Origin of the sequence: Achromobacter marplatensis (assembly GCF_049060505.1) — a bacterium.
GTDB lineage: Bacteria > Pseudomonadota > Gammaproteobacteria > Burkholderiales > Burkholderiaceae_B > Achromobacter > Achromobacter marplatensis_A.
The window spans coordinates 336522-353167 of record NZ_JBMGRB010000005.1 but is presented as its reverse complement, the minus strand read 5'-3'; the positions used below and the strand labels follow the sequence as shown (position 1 = coordinate 353167).

At 64.8% G+C, this 16646-nt stretch carries 16 protein-coding genes; 10 read left to right on the top strand and 6 right to left on the bottom strand.

What is annotated here, in order from left to right:
• Positions 1-170 precede the first annotated feature (170 nt).
• Positions 171-1382 (top strand): voltage-gated potassium channel protein, encoded by a 1212-nt coding sequence (kch, locus tag ACI0FO_RS15340; RefSeq protein WP_416027894.1) that lies wholly within the window; start codon positions 171-173, stop codon positions 1380-1382.
• 14 nt (positions 1383-1396) lie between these two features.
• Here kch and ACI0FO_RS15335 read toward each other — a convergent pair whose 3' ends face one another.
• The gene (locus ACI0FO_RS15335) at positions 1397-2965 is read right to left on the bottom strand and encodes an EAL domain-containing protein (RefSeq protein ID WP_416027892.1); all 1569 of its coding nucleotides are present in this window, start codon (positions 2963-2965) and stop codon (positions 1397-1399) included.
• 321 nt (positions 2966-3286) lie between these two features.
• On the opposite strand from ACI0FO_RS15335, the gene ACI0FO_RS15330 reads away from it, so the two are divergent.
• Positions 3287-3754, top strand: a complete 468-nt coding sequence (locus ACI0FO_RS15330; protein ID WP_416027889.1) for a hypothetical protein — start codon at positions 3287-3289, stop codon at positions 3752-3754.
• Positions 3744-4487 (top strand): acetoacetyl-CoA reductase, encoded by a 744-nt coding sequence (gene phbB / locus ACI0FO_RS15325; RefSeq protein ID WP_416027888.1) that lies wholly within the window; start codon positions 3744-3746, stop codon positions 4485-4487. Before ACI0FO_RS15330 ends, phbB begins: the two co-directional genes overlap by 11 nt.
• Positions 4488-4508: 21 nt before the next feature.
• Here phbB and ACI0FO_RS15320 read toward each other — a convergent pair whose 3' ends face one another.
• Complete coding sequence (locus ACI0FO_RS15320; protein ID WP_416027886.1) at positions 4509-5405, bottom strand: LysR family transcriptional regulator; 897 nt, start codon at positions 5403-5405, stop codon at positions 4509-4511.
• 173 nt (positions 5406-5578) lie between these two features.
• Between ACI0FO_RS15320 and ACI0FO_RS15315 the strand changes: the two genes are divergently transcribed.
• The 7 genes from ACI0FO_RS15315 (at position 5579) to ACI0FO_RS15285 (ending at position 12186) form a co-directional block, all read left to right on the top strand.
• The gene (locus ACI0FO_RS15315) at positions 5579-6460 is read left to right on the top strand and encodes an EamA family transporter (RefSeq protein ID WP_416027884.1); all 882 of its coding nucleotides are present in this window, start codon (positions 5579-5581) and stop codon (positions 6458-6460) included.
• A 282-nt stretch (positions 6461-6742) separates the two neighbouring features.
• Positions 6743-8179 carry a cytochrome ubiquinol oxidase subunit I gene (locus ACI0FO_RS15310; RefSeq protein WP_416027882.1) on the top strand — a complete coding sequence of 479 codons (1437 nt, stop codon included), beginning with the start codon at positions 6743-6745 and terminating at the stop codon, positions 8177-8179.
• Between the two features lie 4 nt (positions 8180-8183).
• Positions 8184-9191 carry a cytochrome d ubiquinol oxidase subunit II gene (cydB, locus tag ACI0FO_RS15305; RefSeq protein ID WP_416027880.1) on the top strand — a complete coding sequence of 336 codons (1008 nt, stop codon included), beginning with the start codon at positions 8184-8186 and terminating at the stop codon, positions 9189-9191.
• Positions 9191-9343, top strand: coding sequence for a DUF2474 domain-containing protein (locus tag ACI0FO_RS15300; protein ID WP_416027879.1), 153 nt, complete (start codon positions 9191-9193; stop codon positions 9341-9343). Before cydB ends, ACI0FO_RS15300 begins: the two co-directional genes overlap by 1 nt.
• A 36-nt stretch (positions 9344-9379) precedes the next feature.
• Positions 9380-10792 (top strand): PLP-dependent aminotransferase family protein, encoded by a 1413-nt coding sequence (locus tag ACI0FO_RS15295; protein WP_416027877.1) that lies wholly within the window; start codon positions 9380-9382, stop codon positions 10790-10792.
• Between the two features lie 131 nt (positions 10793-10923).
• Positions 10924-11646 carry a hypothetical protein gene (locus ACI0FO_RS15290; RefSeq protein ID WP_416027875.1) on the top strand — a complete coding sequence of 241 codons (723 nt, stop codon included), beginning with the start codon at positions 10924-10926 and terminating at the stop codon, positions 11644-11646.
• Positions 11647-11709: 63 nt separating this feature from the next.
• Entirely contained in the window at positions 11710-12186 is a 477-nt protein-coding gene (locus ACI0FO_RS15285) for a hypothetical protein (RefSeq protein ID WP_416027874.1), read from the top strand.
• A 101-nt stretch (positions 12187-12287) separates the two neighbouring features.
• On the opposite strand, the gene ACI0FO_RS15280 is transcribed toward ACI0FO_RS15285, so the two are convergent.
• The 4 genes from ACI0FO_RS15280 to tcuA form a co-directional block, all read right to left on the bottom strand.
• Entirely contained in the window at positions 12288-12875 is a 588-nt protein-coding gene (locus tag ACI0FO_RS15280) for a hypothetical protein (protein ID WP_416027872.1), read from the bottom strand.
• A 71-nt stretch (positions 12876-12946) separates the two neighbouring features.
• On the bottom strand, positions 12947-13924 hold the full coding sequence (locus ACI0FO_RS15275; protein ID WP_416027870.1) for a Bug family tripartite tricarboxylate transporter substrate binding protein: 978 nt from the start codon (positions 13922-13924) through the stop codon (positions 12947-12949).
• A 73-nt stretch (positions 13925-13997) separates the two neighbouring features.
• On the bottom strand, positions 13998-15227 hold the full coding sequence (gene tcuB / locus ACI0FO_RS15270; RefSeq protein WP_416027868.1) for a tricarballylate utilization 4Fe-4S protein TcuB: 1230 nt from the start codon (positions 15225-15227) through the stop codon (positions 13998-14000).
• Entirely contained in the window at positions 15224-16630 is a 1407-nt protein-coding gene (tcuA, locus tag ACI0FO_RS15265) for an FAD-dependent tricarballylate dehydrogenase TcuA (protein ID WP_416027866.1), read from the bottom strand. The genes tcuB and tcuA overlap by 4 nt, the downstream gene beginning before the upstream one ends.
• Between the last annotated feature and the right edge of the window lie 16 nt (positions 16631-16646).

Below are 16646 nucleotides of genomic sequence, written 5' to 3'. Positions count from 1 at the left end.
GGGCTTATCGCCCGTATCAGCGGTTTTCCTCTTGGATAGCCGCGTGATGAAGGGAGTTTAGGACTTCGAGCCTCAATCCAGTAATTCTTTGTTGATAGCCTTCTATACCTATTAGATATAGCAGCGCGGTGTGCTCGCCGCCCTAAAATGGCGAAAAAGGACACGCCCCCATGCCCCTCACGTCCCCTTCCCTGCGGCAGCGTTTCAGAAAAGTGCTGGCGTTCTTTCCGCCCAACTGGTGCCTGGCCATCCTCGTGGCGCTGGACGGATATGCCTTCATGCATCCCGTGCTGCGCGAAGTGCGCGCCCGCGAATATTCATTCTGGCTGGCGCTGGATAACTGGCATGAAGTCATGCGCGTGGTGGGATTGCTGGAAATTCCACGCCTGGTGCTGGGCGTGGGGTTGCAAGTGATCGCGCTGGGCCTGATATTGAAGGCTCGCATTGCATGGGCCTTCTCGCTGGTGCTGCTGATCGGCATCGGCACCTTCGGCATCCTGGGCCAGGGCGGGCGCGCGGGACTGGGTATCTATACGCTGGTACTGGTGATCGCGCTGATCGCCTACTGGCGCCGCTTCGACCGCGCCAGCGTCACGGCGGGTTCGCTGTTCGCGCTGGTCAGCGTGCTATCGCTGTTGATTTACGCGGTGTTCGGCACGCTGTACCTGGGCAACGAATTCAATCCGCCCATCCTGGACGCGGGCACCGCGTTCTACTTCTCGATTGTCTCCATGTCCACGGTGGGCTATGGCGACATCACGCCGCACACCATCACCGCCAGGCTATTCACGGCGTCGATTATTATTCTTGGCATCACCGTTTTCGCCACTTCCATCAGCGCGATCGCCGGCCCGGTGATCGGCGGAAACCTGAAGCGGCTGGTCAAAGGCAGGTTCTCCACCGCCATGCGTAAAAATCACATCATCATTGCAGGCGAGACCCCGCTGGCGCTAAGCGTCTACGACGGGCTGCGCCGCCGCGGCGAAGAGGTCACGGTCATCGTGCCCTCGGGTTCACCGCAGGAATATCCCGCCGCGGCGGACCTGATCGAAGGCGATCCCTCAAGCGTGGAGGTATTGCGCGCCGCGGGCGTCACGCGCGCGCGCTACGTGCTGGCGCTGCGCGCCGATGATGCCGAGAACGCATTCATCGTGCTTGCGGCCAAGGAAGCCACCGGCGACAGCGGCGCCAAGACGGTTGCCCTGGTCAATACCAGCAAGCATCTGGAAAAGATCCGGCGCGTGCAGCCAGACATGGTGTTCTCGGTGCAGTTGCTGGGCGCCGAACTGCTGACGCGCGCCATCAATGGCGAGCCCATGGACAGCCAGGCCATCACGGACCTGTTCTTCGCCAAAGCCGCGACGGCGACCAAGCCGTCCTGACCGGACAGGCCAGTTCAGGCGGGCTGGGAACCCGGCGGCGAGTGGCTCGCGTACCAGCGCACGAATTCCGCCGAAGGCATGGGCCGGGCAAACAGGTAGCCCTGGATGAACGCCACGCCGCGCGAGGTCAGGTAATCGAACTGCGCCTGCGTTTCAACGCCTTCCGCCACGACCGCCAAGTTCAGCCGGTGCGACAGCGTGACGATCACATCCAATACGGGCGCCTCTTCGCCCGTGGGCTGGATGGCGTGCACGAAGCCTTTGTCGATCTTCAGGTAATCCACCGGAAACTTCTGCAGGTACGACAGCGAACAGTGGCCCGTGCCGAAATCGTCGATAGCCACGCGCACGCCTTCGGCGCGCAGCGCATCGATGTTGCGGCGCGCCTGACCGTTGTCCGAGATCAGGCTGCGCTCGGTGATTTCCAGCACGATCAGCGGCCTGCGCGCCACGACGTTGGCGCGGAATGCCTGGATTTCAGCCACGAGCCCACTGCTGGACAGATGCTCGGGCGCGAGGTTCACGCCGACATGGAAGTCTGGCGGCGTGTTCCAGGTTTGCAGGTCGCGTTCGATCAGCCGCAGTAGATGCCGCGTCAGCGGAACGATCATGTCCTCGGCCTCGGCGGCCGCGATGAAGATATCTGGCCGCACGAATCCCACCCCGGGCCGGTTCCAGCGCATCAACGCCTCGACGCCTTCGCATTGGCCTGTCTGTTGGCCATATACCGGCTGGTAGTACACCTGGAATTCGTCGGCCCGCATGGCGCGACGCAACTGCTCTTTGAACGATAGGCGGTTGACTTGCAGGCGGTAGGCGGCGATCGCCAGCGCTGCGCCAATCAGCATGGCCACGGGTAAATAGCTCAACATCAGTTGCTGCCAGGCGGTGACCAGGCTTTCCGGCGGCGCCTTGACACTGATGGACAGCGCCACGCGGCCGCTGTTGCGCGTGACTTCTTCGTACACGAGGCCGGCCGGGCCAGATGCGCCATTCCCGGATTCGCTGCGGATCGGCGCGCCGTCGCCCACCCTGAGTTCAAGCCGGTAATCGCCCAGCGTCGCGACGGCGTTCAGTAGGTCGAGTATGTAGCGGCCATCCACGGCGACCGCGCCGCTGTATCCCGGCGCGCCTGGCTTGCCCAGCAGGATCGCCGGCCGGCCGGGCGCCAACGGCGTGCCGGCCACGGAAAACAGCCAGCGGTCGGGCGTGCCCTCGATGGGCCATTTGCGGAAGTCCCCAATGGAGAAATCGACGGAGCCGATCACCGACGAACAATAAATGTGGTCACTGTTGGCCAGCACCAGCGCGCGGAAGTACGGGTTCAGCGCGCTCCAGCGTTGCAGCGAAGGCAGCACGGCAGCGCACGGCTGGGGCGTCAGTTCCGCTACCCGATCCAGCAGGTCCCAGGCCTGCGAGAGGATATTCTCGACCTGGACGCGGACGATCTTTGCCGCGGCTTCGGCCGCATGGCGCTGTTCGCTCTTGGCATGCAGCCATGTCCAGGCCACGCACAGCAAAATGGGAACGACCAGGGCGAACGCCACCGGCAGATAGCGCCATGATGGCACCCGAACCGTCATTCCTGATGTCGACAAAAGTGCCTCGCTGGAAATTCCGTCACGGTGAAATGACTCCCTGGATGGATAGGACACTATGCGCGACTCAGCGTCAAGACGCTGGTCCGGCTTGACCCGCGTCAAGGAACGCATGGGCAGCGGCGCCCACAATGAAAGGGGCCGGGGCTGGCCGTACCGCCCTTGGCTGGGCTATTGTTGACGCTCGTAGTTCGGTTCGCTACGCCTCCCGGGCAACTACACGGCGGCGCATATTCGCAAGACCCTGGGCCAGACGGCTTGAGGGCTGATTCGTTTCCCCTTACCACTTTTTTAAAAGGACGGATGATGAAGAAGACTACTGCCCCCACGACCCAAGGAATCGCCGGCGCCAACGCCGCCTACTGCCAACGGCTGGCTGAACTTGCGCAAGAAAGCCAACAACGCTGGATGACGCTTGGCCGCCGCCTGGCCGACGACAACGCCGCCCGCTACCTGGCCACTCTCGGCCCGCTGAACCACGGTGGAAACTGGCAGGAAATCGCCCCCGCCCTGGGCGAGATCACGCGCAAGCAATGGCAATGCCAACTGGAGGCCAGCCAGGCCATTACCCACGCCGCCCTGGAAGAACAGGCGGCCCTGGCCGCCGGCTTGGGCGAAGCCATGAGCGGCTGGTTCAAAAGCGCCACCAGCGCCGGCATGGCCGCCGACGCCTCGCCCATGACGCAAATGTGGTCCACGATGTCGAACCAGATGGCGGCAGCGTGCTCCGCGCTACGCGATGCGAGCCAACCGGGCGGCCGCCATGACGGCTAAACGCACGGCGCTGGTCACTGGCGGCGGCGGCCTGGGGCGGGCCATCGCGCGGGCGCTCTGCGACGCCGGCCATGACGTCATCGTCACCTACCACGCCAGCGAAGACGCCACGCGGGCATGGGCCGATGAAGAAGCGGCCAACGGACGCCGCTTCGACCTCTACCAGGTGGACGTGGGCGACTATGCCTCGTGCCAGTCACTGATGGGCCGCCTGGAACGCGACGGCCGCCAGATCGACATCCTGGTCAATAATGCCGGCATCACCCGGGACGCCCGCCTGCGCAAAATGAGTTACGAGAACTGGTCGGAAGTCCTGCGCAGCAACCTGGATTCGATGTTCAACATGACGCAGCCGCTGTGCGGCGGCATGGCGGACCGCGGATGGGGCCGTATCGTGAACATTTCGTCCGTGAACGGCAGCAAGGGTGCGTTCGGGCAAACCAACTATGCGGCCTCGAAGGCCGGCATGCACGGGTTCACCAAATCGCTGGCGCTGGAACTCGCCAGCAAGGGGGTCACGGTCAACACCGTATCGCCCGGTTATCTGGACACGCGGATGGTGCAGGTGGTGCCCGAAGCAGTCCTGAAGGAAAAGATCCTGCCGCAGATCCCGGTCGGCCGACTGGGCCAGCCCGAGGAAGTCGCAGCCTTGGTCGCATTCATCTGCAGCGATGCGGCGGGCTTCATGACCGGCAGCAACGTGGCCATGAATGGCGGTCAGCACATGGATTGACGTCTTGACGGCGCGCGGCGGTCAAGCAGGCTGCGCGCCCAGTTCTTCAAACAGAAAATCCACAAACGCCCGCACCTTGGCCACCATGTGGCGGCGCGACGGATAAACCGCATAGACATAAGTCTCGACGGGCCGCCAATCTGGCAGCACGGCTTGCAGCACGCCGCTGTCCAGATCGTCCTGCACATACACGCGCGGCATCAGGCTGACACCAAATCCTGCCCGCACGGCATCGCGCACGGCCAGGCTGGAACTGACCTTGTAGCGCCCCTGAACCGGCACGCGCTGCGTCTGCCCGGCGCGCGTGAACACCCATTCGTCCGCATGGCCGGACAACGTGAACTGCACCCGCTCCATGGCGCGCACGGCCTCGGGCGAAGCTGGCATGCCCACGCGCCGGAAGTAGGACGGGGCCGCGCACAGCACATGGTCCAGCGTCATCAGCTTGCGGGCGACCAGGCTGGAATCTTCCAGGCGATCGGTGCCCCGGATCGCCAGGTCGAATCCTTCTTTCACGATATCGACGCGCCGGTCTTCCAGATTCAGGTCTAGCGACACCTGGGGATAGCGTTCCAGGAATGCCGGAATGGCGGGGCAGATGCGAAGCAGGCTTAGCGACAGGGGCGCACTGACGCGCAGGGTGCCCGAAGGTTCGCTCTGCAAAGGGCCCAGCGATTGCTCGGCCTCTTGCAGGTCATCCAGGATGCGCGCGACCTGCTCGTAATAGCGCGTGCCCGCTTCGGTGAGGCTCATGCGCCGGGTGGTGCGGTTCAGCAGCCTTGCGGCCACATGGCGTTCCAGTTCGGCAATGTTCTTGCTGACTGCGGCGGGCGACAGGCCCAATTGGCGCGACGCCGACGCGAAGCCGCCCTGCTCCACGACCTGCCTGAACACCTTCAGTGCCGTCAGATGGTCCATTGATTATTCACCTACAGTGCTGTCAGCACGGCCCATTTATTATTCACCTACAGTGAATGATATTGCGAATGGAATGGATATTATCGTATCCCCTGGATTCAATTAGCCTGTGGATATGGATCCGGCAACGCGAAAAACGGCGTCGGCGACACCCCTACCGACTGGAAACCCCCATGAGCCGCAGTTCCGATCTTCTGCTGACCGCGACGGCGCCCGCCATCTGGGGCAGCACCTACGTCGTCACCACCTTGATGCTGCCCGCGGACTACCCGCTGACCGTCGCCATGTTGCGCGCCCTGCCCGCAGGCGTCCTGCTGCTGCTGGCGGTGCGCCAGTTGCCGCACGGCATCTGGTGGCTGCGCGCCTGCATCCTGGGCGCGCTGAATTTCTCGGTGTTCTGGGCGTTGTTGTTCGTCGCTGCGTACCGCCTGCCCGGCGGCGTGGCGGCCACATTGGGCGCCCTTCAGCCGCTGGGGGTGATTCTGCTGGCTCGCGCGCTGCTGGGTTCGCCCATCCGCAGCCTGTCCGTGGTGGCAGCGATCACGGGCCTGGCTGGCGTGGCGCTGCTGGTACTGACGCCCAAGGCTGCCTTGGATCCGGTGGGCATTGGCGCCGGCCTGGCCAGCGCGGCGTCGATGGCGTTGGGCACTGTACTAAGCCGGCGTTGGCAGCCCCCCGTGTCGGCCTTGACCTTCACGTCCTGGCAATTGACCGCGGGCGGCATCCTGTTGTTGCCGGTGGCGTTGCTGGCAGAGCCCGCGTTGCCGCCGCTTACCGCCTTGAACGTGACAGGACTGGCGTATCTGGGACTGATCGGCGCCGCGTTGACCTACGTGCTGTGGTTTCGCGGCGTATCCCGGTTGGAGCCCGCAGTGGTGTCATCGCTGGGGTTCCTTAGCCCGATATCCGCAGTGCTGTTGGGCTGGGGCGTATTGGGTCAAAGCCTGAGCGCCGCGCAAATGGCCGGCATGGCGATCGTGGTGGCCAGCGTCTGGTTAAGCCAGCGCGCGCAACGGGTGCCCGCAGCCCCGCTGGCCGTCAGGCCTGCGCCCTGAGCCGTGCGTCCCGGCCTGCGGATCAGGGGACGCACCCGCAGCGCCTGTACTGCTTTTTTTGTAACTCGCCCCCCCGCATTGCATCTGAACTGATGGCTTTTCCCCTATGACGGTTCGCGAAACCGCCTGTATTTCATAAAACTGATCCGCTTTTTTAAGCGTTTTCTGAATCTGTACTACGCAGTCGCCATACCCTAACTTCGTGCGGTAGGTTCAACACCCGCCCGCGCGTGCCGTCTTGTGACGGTTGCCCGCGCCGGCGACGAAGTCAGGAAGACCGCTATGGATAGCGACGCGCTATTGCTTGCCCGAATACAGTTCGGCTTCACCATTTCTTTCCACATCGTTTTCCCCGCGATCACCATCGGGCTGGCCAGCTATTTGGCCGTGCTGGAAGGTCTGTGGCTTAAAACGCAAAAAACCGTCTACCGAGACCTGTACCATTTCTGGACCAAGATCTTCGCCGTCAACTTCGGCATGGGCGTCGTGTCCGGCCTGGTGATGGCCTATCAGTTCGGCACCAACTGGAGCTTCTTTTCCGATTTCGCCGGCAGCGTCACGGGGCCGCTCCTGGCCTATGAAGTGCTGACCGCCTTCTTTCTGGAAGCCGGCTTCCTGGGCGTGATGCTGTTCGGCTGGTCGCGCGTGGGCCCGGGCCTGCACTTTTTCTCGACCATCATGGTGGCGTTGGGCACGCTGGTGTCGGCCACCTGGATCCTGGCGTCCAACAGCTGGATGCAGACGCCCGCCGGGTACGAAATCCTGGACGGCCGCGTGGTGCCCACCGATTGGCTGGCCGTAATCTTCAATCCGTCGTTCCCGTACCGCTTGGCGCACATGGGCATCGCCGCCTTCCTGGCCACGGCGCTGCTGGTCGGCGCGTCCGGCGCCTGGCACCTGCTGCGCGGCGACCGCAGCCCGGCCGTGAAGAAGATGTTCGCGATGGCGATGGGCATGCTGTTGCTGGTCGCGCCGCTGCAAGCCGTGGTGGGCGACATCCATGGCTTGAACACGCTGAAGCACCAACCCGCCAAGATCGCGGCCATCGAAGGCCATTGGGAAAACGAACCGGGCGCGGGCGTGCCGCTGACGCTCTTCGGCATTCCCGACATGGAGCGCGAGGAAACGCGATACGCGGTGAACGTGCCGCGCCTGGGCAGCCTGATCCTCACGCATAGCTGGGACGGCCAGTTTCCCGGTTTAAAGTCGTATCCGCCTGAAGACCGCCCCAACGCGACCGTGGTGTTCTGGTCGTTCCGCGTCATGGCCGGGTTGGGCACGCTGATGATCCTGCTGGCGGGCTGGGCGCTGAGGACGCGCTGGCGCGGCCGGCTGTACGAATCGCGCGCGCTGCAACGCTTTGCGCTATGGATGGGGCCATCCGGAATCGTGGCAATGCTGGCCGGCTGGTATGTGACCGAGATCGGCCGCCAGCCGTGGATCGTTTATGGCGTGATGCGCACGGCGGATGCGGCCACGCCCCACGGGCTGGGCGAACTGACGCTGACGTTGGCGTTGTTCGTGGTTGTGTACCTGCTGGTGTTCGGCGCCGGCGTGTCGTACATGCTGCGGCTGATCCGCATGGGCCCCGGCCCCGCGCCCGGCCACGCGCCGCTGTCCGGCGGGCCGGGCGAACCGCGCCAGCCGTCTCGGCCGCTGTCCGCCGCATCCACCCAGGCGGGCGCCCAGCCCGCGCAACGCACGCAATCAGGAGTCTGAGGCCATGGGCATCGATCTTGCACTGATATGGGCCGTCATCATCCTGTTCGGCGTGATGATGTACGTGGTGATGGACGGCTTCGACCTGGGCATCGGCATCCTGTTCCCGTTGATCCGCGACCGCGATGAACGCGATGTCATGGTCAACACGGTGGCGCCGGTGTGGGACGGCAACGAGACCTGGCTGGTGCTGGGCGGCGCCGGCCTGATGGCCGCATTTCCGTTGGCCTATTCCGTCATTCTCAGCGCGCTGCACTTGCCGCTGGTCTTCATGCTGCTGGGCCTGATCTTCCGGGGCGTGGCCTTCGAATTCCGCTTCAAGGCGGACGAACATCACCGCCCCTTCTGGGACCGCGCGTTCGTGTTCGGTTCCGTATGCGCCACCTTTTTCCAAGGCGTGACGCTGGGTGCCTACATCGAGGGCATTCCGGTGGTTGATCGCGCGTATCACGGCGGCGCATGGGACTGGATCAGCCCGTTCTCAATGTTCACGGGCGTGGGCTTGCTGGCGGGGTACGCCCTGCTGGGCTGCACCTGGCTGATCATGAAGACCGAGGGCCGGCTGCACCGCCACATGTGCGATATCGCCCGGCCGCTGACGCTGGCGCTGCTGGCCGTCATCGCCGTGCTCAGCATCTGGACGCCGCTGGCGCAGCCGCAGATCGCGCAGCGGTGGTTCAGCCTGCCCAACATGTTCTGGTTCTTCCCGGTGCCGCTTTTGGTGGCGGCGGCCGGTTTCGACCTGATTCGCCGCGTGCGCAAGCTGCCCGCCGCCGGCCCGTTCCTGCTGTCGCTGTGCCTGGTGTTTTTGGCGTACAGCGGCTTGGGGATCAGCATCTGGCCCGCGATCATCCCGCCCGATGTATCGATCTGGACCGCGTCTGCGCCACCGCAAAGCCTGGGCTTCGCGTTGGTGGGAGCCTTGCTGATCATTCCCATTATCCTGATGTACACCGCCTGGTCGTACTACGTTTTTCGCGGCAAGGTCCGTACCGGCGAGGAGTTCCACTGATGAACGCGATGAACCGCCCCGCCCCCGCACCGACGTCATGGCGCAGCCGTCTGCTGTGGCTGGCGCTGATCTGGGCCGCCAGCGTGGCCGCGCTTGGCGTGACCGCCTACGCGCTGCGCCTTGTCATGCGCGCTATCGGGATGTCGCTCTGATTCCCATGAACACGGCCACAAAGAAACGGAGCTTTCATGAAGCGCTATGAACGCCTGACAGAAGACATTACCGCCTCGATCCGATCAGGGTTGCTGCAAGTGGGCGACCGCTTGCCCTCCGTGCGGCAGACCAGCACCAGCCGAGGGGTCAGCCCGTCTACGGTATTCAAGGCCTATTACCTGCTGGAAGCACGCGGACTGATCCGCGCGCGGGACCGCTCCGGCTATTACGTCCTGCGCGCCCCCCACACCGCCCTGCCCGAACCGGACGGGCTGTCGACCGCCAGCGCGGGCCGCCATCCCGTGGATGTCAGCGACAACGTGCTGCAGGTGCTGAACGCCACCTTGCGCCGCGACATGGTTCCCTTCGGCTCGGCCTTCCCCAGTCCGTCCCTGCTGCCCTACGGACGCTTGGCCAAGTTCATGGCGTCCACCGTGCAGCAGCTGGATCCATGGGGTTCCATCGACGACCTCAGTCCCGGCGACGCGGCGCTGCGCCGCGCCATCGCGCTGCGCTATCTGGCGGACGGCGTGTCCGTGCCGGTCGACGACATCATCATCACCAACGGCGCGCTGGATGCGCTGAACCTGAGCCTGGCCGCAGTCACGAACCCGGGCGACGCGGTGATCGTCGAATCCCCTACGTTCTACGCCGCGCTGCAATCGCTGGAACGCAATCAATTGCACGCCATCGAGGTGGCGACGCATCCGCGCGAAGGCATCGACCTGCAAGCGCTGGAACAGGCCATCCTGCAGCACCGGCCGCGCGCCTGCTGGCTGATGACGACCTTCCAGAATCCGCTGGGCAGCCTGATGCCCGACGGCAAGAAGGAAGCGCTGGTCAAGCTGCTGACGCGGCACGGCGTGGCGTTGATCGAAGACGACGTCTACGGTGAACTCTACTTCGGCGAAACGCGGCCCCGTCCGGCCAAGGCATTCGACACAGAAGGCATCGTGATGCACTGCTCGTCGTTTTCCAAGACGCTGGCGCCGGGATACCGGGTGGGCTGGGTGGCGGCCGGACGCTACACGCGCAAGATCATGCGCAACAAGCTGACCACCAGCCTGGCCACCGCCGCGCCCACGCAAGCCGCCATCGCGGCCTATCTGGAAAAAGGCGGTTTCGACCGCCATCTGCGCCAGTTTCGCCAGGCGCTTGCCTTGCAGCAAGGCGAACTGCTGCAAGCCGTGGCCCGTTACTTTCCAAAGGGCACGCGCGCCACGCGGCCGTCTGGCGGCTATTTCGTGTGGGTGGAACTGCCGGCGCATATCGACACGCTGAAGGTGCACCGTGCCGCGCTGGACCATGGCATCAGCATTGCGCCGGGCCCGTTGTTCTCCTCATCGGGTGCGTTTGGCAATTTCCTGCGGCTGAACCACGGCCACCCGTGGAGCGTGGACCTGGAACAAGGGATGGCGACGCTGGGCAAGCTGCTGGGCAGTGCCTGAGTCAGCTGCTTAACAGGTTCAGGACATGAAAATCCGTTTCTTGATACAGATAGAAACCGGGCCCGCCACAGCCATCCATTAGAGTTCCAGGCTTTCATTTTCCAGCGGTGCCGCGTTGCGGCCCCTTGCCTATGACCGCCTCTTATCCTCGTGTTTTGCCGCGCTATGCGTTGGGCTGCTACGCCGGCGCGTTCGCCCTGCTTTACCTGTTCAGCGCCCAGTTGCTGGCCGCGCTGGACATCTGGCTGCTGCCTCGCCGCCTGCTCATCGAGATGCTGCGCTACCGCGCCATGTGGCTGGTCTTCTTCCTGACCTTGCCGGCCGTCGGCTATCTGCTGTGGCGCGGGTCGGACCTGGTGGCCTGGTGGCGCGCGCCAAGCGAACTGACCCTGGACAGCCACGCACTGCACATCGGCCCCCGCCAGTTGGCTTATGCCGATGTGGCGTCGATTCGCCATCAGCACAACCGCGACCATCTGGTGTTGACCACGCGCACCGGCGAACGCGTCCGCATCCGCCTGGCGATCTGGGAAGACGGCTATGGGCTGGCCGACCAGCTTGAAGCATCGATCGGCGGCAATCTGGAGGCCGCCACGCTACGCCGGCTACAGGCCCAGGACACCGTCGGTTTCGGCCCGCTGTCCATGAGCGCGTCAGGGCTGACTTACAAGGGCCAATTGATTCCGTGGGCCGCCATCGATTCCATCCGCACGCAGTCCGATAGCGAAGGCATGGAAACCGACGAGACCCTCATCATCGTCGCGCGCGGCAAGACCCACAAGATCGACCGCTCGAAGATCGTCAATGAACCGGTCATGCTGGCCTGTCTGCGCCAGTACCTGCCCGGCGCATAAGCCAACGCGCTGACCGGTATTTCGCCGGCCAGGCATCCCATCATCTTTCTTTGTAGCCACGACATGGAAATCTATAGCTCTACCGCCCGGCAATCCGAAACGCTTGCGGACCGTCCGGTGTACTTTTCGCGCAATCGCCTGATCGCCGGCGCCGTCGTGTGGTTGCTGGCCACACTGGCCTTCGGCGCATTGACCTTGAATGCGCGCGGCAACACCGGCGGTATGGTGTTCTTCGGCGCCATCACCGCCATCGCCATCTGGCTGGTCGTCAAATGCCTGAAGCGCGCGTTCGGCCCCGCCACGCCGGTCATTACGTTCACCCGCGACGGTCTGAAACTGACGGACGGCACCGTCATTCCGTGGGGCGCCATCACCGAGAACACCTACGTCAACCAGAACTACGTGGGCATTCCGACCGCCAAGCAGATCCAGTTGAAGACGTCCCTGCCGGACAGGAAGCGCGTGCTGATCTCGGCGATGGCGCTGGAGATTGACGGCGACGAATATCTGGCGCTGTGCGACGCGTATCAGGCGCGGTAAGCCGGACCGGATCCTGGCTTGATGCCGGCGGCAATGACAACGGGGTTTCCTACGGCGCCCCGCGCAGCATATTTGCAGTTTCGGTACACGTTGCAGGCCGTCTATCGCGCGGTGGGCGCAGAGGCGGCGCGTGCCGCCTCGACCTCGCGCAGCAACGAGGCCGCATCCGGCCGCAGGGGCAGCGCCAACTTGCCCTGGCGGTCGATCGCCCCCCATTCGCCGCCCGTCATGAAGCTGTGTTCGCCATCCGGCGTGAACGCTTTGCGGCAGCCTTCGCACACCACGGCCAGCCCGGCGCTGAACCGGTCTACCCACTCGAAGGGCGTGGCAATGACGCGATTCAACGCGGTGTCGTAATAGGCCATGCCGCCAGACCACGGGCCGCGCGTCAGGCCGGCTTCGAAATCATCGGCAAAGTTGTCGTAGGTCAGCACCGGTACTGACTTGCCGTCGGACCGCACCCAATGCCAGGACTGGTTGGTGAACAATGGCGACAGGCCGTCGGCATTGAAATCCATCGCCCGCAGGATTTCGGGCCGGAGCACCAGCGCGTCGTTGTCCGCGCGCGCGCAATGTTCGGCGGTTTCGAGCATCCCACCCGCGTCTTTTCGGGCGTAATAGCAGCTTAGATCAAAGGTGGCGTTGCCCGGGACAGCCGCCAGCAGCGAGAACAACAGGGTCGTCAACATGGCGGGAATCCTAGCATGCGGCGGCGCTCAGCCCCGCGCGGGCGTCGCCGCATGCGTTACGCCGCCGGGCCTCAATTCGCCGTCGCGCCCGAGTCCTTGACGGCTTGCGCCCACGTGGCGATTTCCGACTGGATGAACGTGCCGAATGCGGCTGTGTTCACGCTGGACGCTTGCGCGCCCTCTTCCATCAAGCGCTGTTTGACCGCGGGTGCGGCCAGCGCCTTGCTTAGCGCCGTATTCAGCGTGGCCACCACCGCATCCGGCGTGCCGGCCGGCGCGACGATGCCATGCCACGATACCGCCTGGAAACCCGGCAGGCCCGATTCCGCCATCGTCGGCACGTCCGGCATCGCCGGCGAACGCTCGGGCGAGGTCACCGCAAGCGCGCGCAAGGTACCCGCCTTCACGTGCGGCAACACGCCGGGGATGGTGGTGAACATGAAATCGATCTGGCCGCCAATCAGGTCGGTAATGGCCGGGCTGCCGCCCTTGTAGGGAACGTGCGTGAATTGCAGCTTGGCGGCGCTCTTGAACATCTCGCCGGCCAGATGGCCCGGCGTGCCGGCACCCGCCGACCCCATGTTGATCTTGTCGCCCTGCGACTGGATGTAGGCGATCAATTCCTTGACGCTGGTTGCCTTCACGTTGGGGCCGATGACCAGCACGTTCGGCACGGTCGCCAGCAGCGTCACGGGCGTGAAGTCCTTCACCGCATCATAAGAGATACGCGAATACAGGGATGGATTGATGCCGTGCGTGCTGGCGGTGGCCAGCAGCAGCGTGTAGCCGTCCGGTGCGGACGAGGCCACCTGCTTGGCGGCGATGGTGCCATTGGCGCCGCCCTTGTTGTCGATGACGATGGTCTGGCCCAAGGTCTTGGCGGCTTCGGCCGCGATCGTGCGCGCCAGGATATCGGAGGTGCCTCCGGCCGAATGCGGCACCACCACAGTGATCGGCTTGACGGGGAAGGTTTGCGCCTGCGCGGCCGGCAGGGCCGGCGCCAGACAGGCAGCCAGCGCAATGCGCGCCAGCAGTCGGGTACGGAACATGAATGTCTCCTGGTTTGTATTCGAATGCGGCGCTTTCAAGAGGCGCCGTCATGCCCACAATGGACGGCTCCGCTTAGTCGGATCCGAGTTGCAGTTTGTTGGGCTGGCGCTTTTCAATGGACCACTTCAGCAGCGCCGCGGAGCGATAGATGCCGTGCGCGAACTTGCCGTAGGGCAGCGTCAGGAACAGCGCCATCACCACGCCCAGATGGATCGCCAACAACAGCGCCATCGCGCCGCCATCGCGCCCGGCCAGCAGCGCCAGGCCCGTGGCGCTGGTCAGGAACAGCAGCATGATGAAGCCGCGGTCCATCGGCTTTTGTGCCGCGTCGCCCTGCTGCGGATGGCGCTTGAGGTTCAGCCACAGCAACCCCGCCGGACCGATCAAGAGGCCGATGCCGCCCGCCGTGCCCAGCAGCACCGGGGCGCTCAGCACCGGATAGGGCGCCTGCTGGCCCAGCAGATAGTGATAGAGCGTGGCCACGCAGGTCGCGGCAAAGCACAGCATGAAGCCGTAGAACGTGAAGTGATGGAAGCGGCGCCGCCACAGCGTGAAAGCGTCGTCCGCGTTGTTGCAGCCCTTGCCGTGCCCGCCATCCAGATAGCGCAGGCGCAGCGCGTCGTGCGCCGCTTCCGCCACCGCCGCGCCCGAGGCCGCCCCCGGGCTGACGTTGCGCCAGAAGCGCGTGACGCCTACCCCCAGCGCCAGCATCGAAAATCCAAACACCACGCCGAACATCAACGCCAGCGTGTTGTGCGGGAACACGGCGTAGAAATTACCGGCCATGGGTTCGTGGAACAGGCCCCCCGCCATCAGCACCGCCAGCACCAGGAACAGCGCCAGCCCGCCGGCCGTGGCCAGGGACAAGGCCAGGCCGTTGCGCTTGTACAGCGTGCCCAGCGCAGCAGGCCAAGCGTAATCGGTATAGGTCTGCATGCGTACCTTGGCCATGGCCTGCGGCACGTTCACCGCGAATTCATGCGGCGGCGCGTACTGGCAGGCGTGCAGACAGGCGCCACAGTTGTGGCACAGGTTGGCCAGGTAGTTCAGGTCGGCCTTGCCGAATTCCAGCCGGCGCGTCATCGCCGGGAACACCGCGCAGAACCCCTCGCAGTAGCGGCAGGCGTTGCAGATCTGCATGACGCGGGCAACTTCGGTCTCGTCGGCGGTCAGCAGGTCGGGCTGGGGGGGGGCCTGCTTGCCGAGCCAGCGCACAGGCTGCTCGACCATGCCGGGCGCCGCCTCGGCATGCGGGGTGGAAAAGGACTGCGCTTCGCGCGTCAGGGCTTCAAGCTGCTTCATATCGTGCTCTTCGCAAGGGTCTGGGCGCGCGCGGCGGCGGCAGCCCGAGTGCCGGCAATGCGGCCGAACGCGGTGCCGATGGACATGCCCACCCCCGCCGTGTAGCCCTTGCCCAGCACGTTGCCGGCCATCATTTCGCCAGCAACGAACAGGTTGTCGCTGGGCACATCGTTGAACCGGACGGCGGCGGTGTCGTCCACCTTCAGGCCCAGATAGGTAAAGGTGATGCCCGGGCGTAGCGCGTAGCCGTAGAACGGCGCAGTGTCGATCGGCCTGGCCCAGTGCGTCTTGGCGGGCGTCAGGCCTTCGGTATGGCAATCGTCCAGCGCGGTGTGGTCGAACGTGCCGACGCGACAAGCCGCGTTGTAGTCGTGCAGGGTTTTTTCGAACGTTGCCGGGTCCAGGCCCAGCTTGGCGGCCAGCTCCGGCAGGGTATCGGCCTGCACGCCCGGAAATACGGGCGGCATGAAGCGGCCGATGGCCTTGGCGTCGATGATGGAATAGGCGATCTGCCCCGGCTGCATGGCCGTCAGGCGGCCCCAGATGGCGTAGCGCTTGGGCCAGAAATCTTCGCCTTCGTCATAGAAGCGCACGGCGTCGCGGTTGACCACCACGCCCAGCGATACGCAGTCGATGCGCGTACAGATTCCCCCGTCGTACAGCGGCGCGCGCGCGTCGATCGCCACGCAATGCGATTGCGACGGATCGCCAATGCTGTCGGCGCCCGCATCCAGCATGAACTTCAGCAGCACGCCCATGTTGAAGCGCGTGCCGCGGATCAGGAAATTGTCGGCCGGCCATTCGCCGCGCTCGTTCTGGCCCCACGCTTCGCGCAGCCATTCCCGGTTGGATTCGAAGCCGCCCGCCGCCAGCACGCAGGCGCGCGCCTCGATGCGCTCCGCGCCGATGCGCGCGGCCTTGAAACGCCCTGCTTCCAGCTCCAGCGCATCGACCGGCGCGTTGTAGCGGATCTGCACGCCTAGCGCCTCGGCGCTGCGGTAATACGCGTTCACCAGCGCCTTGCCGCCCCCCATGAAAAACGCATTGGTGCGCGCCACGTGCAGCGCGCCCGACAGCGGCGGCTGGAAGTTCACGCCGTGACGGCGCATCCAGTCGCGACACGTCGACGATTCGCGGATGACCAGCCGCGCCAGATGTTCGTTGGTCAAGCCGCCGGTGACCTTCAGCAGGTCTTGCCAGTATTCCTCTTCGGGATAGGCGTCGGTCAGCACATCCTGCGGCGCATCGTGCATGCAACGCAGATTCCGCGTGTGCTGCGAATTTCCGCCGCGCCATTCCCGTGGCGCGGCTTCAAGCAGCATCACGCTTGCGCCGGCCTCGCGCGCCATCAGGGCCGCGCACAGCGCCGCATTGCCCCCTCCCACCACCAAGACGTCCACCATGCCATCGTCCCCAAAT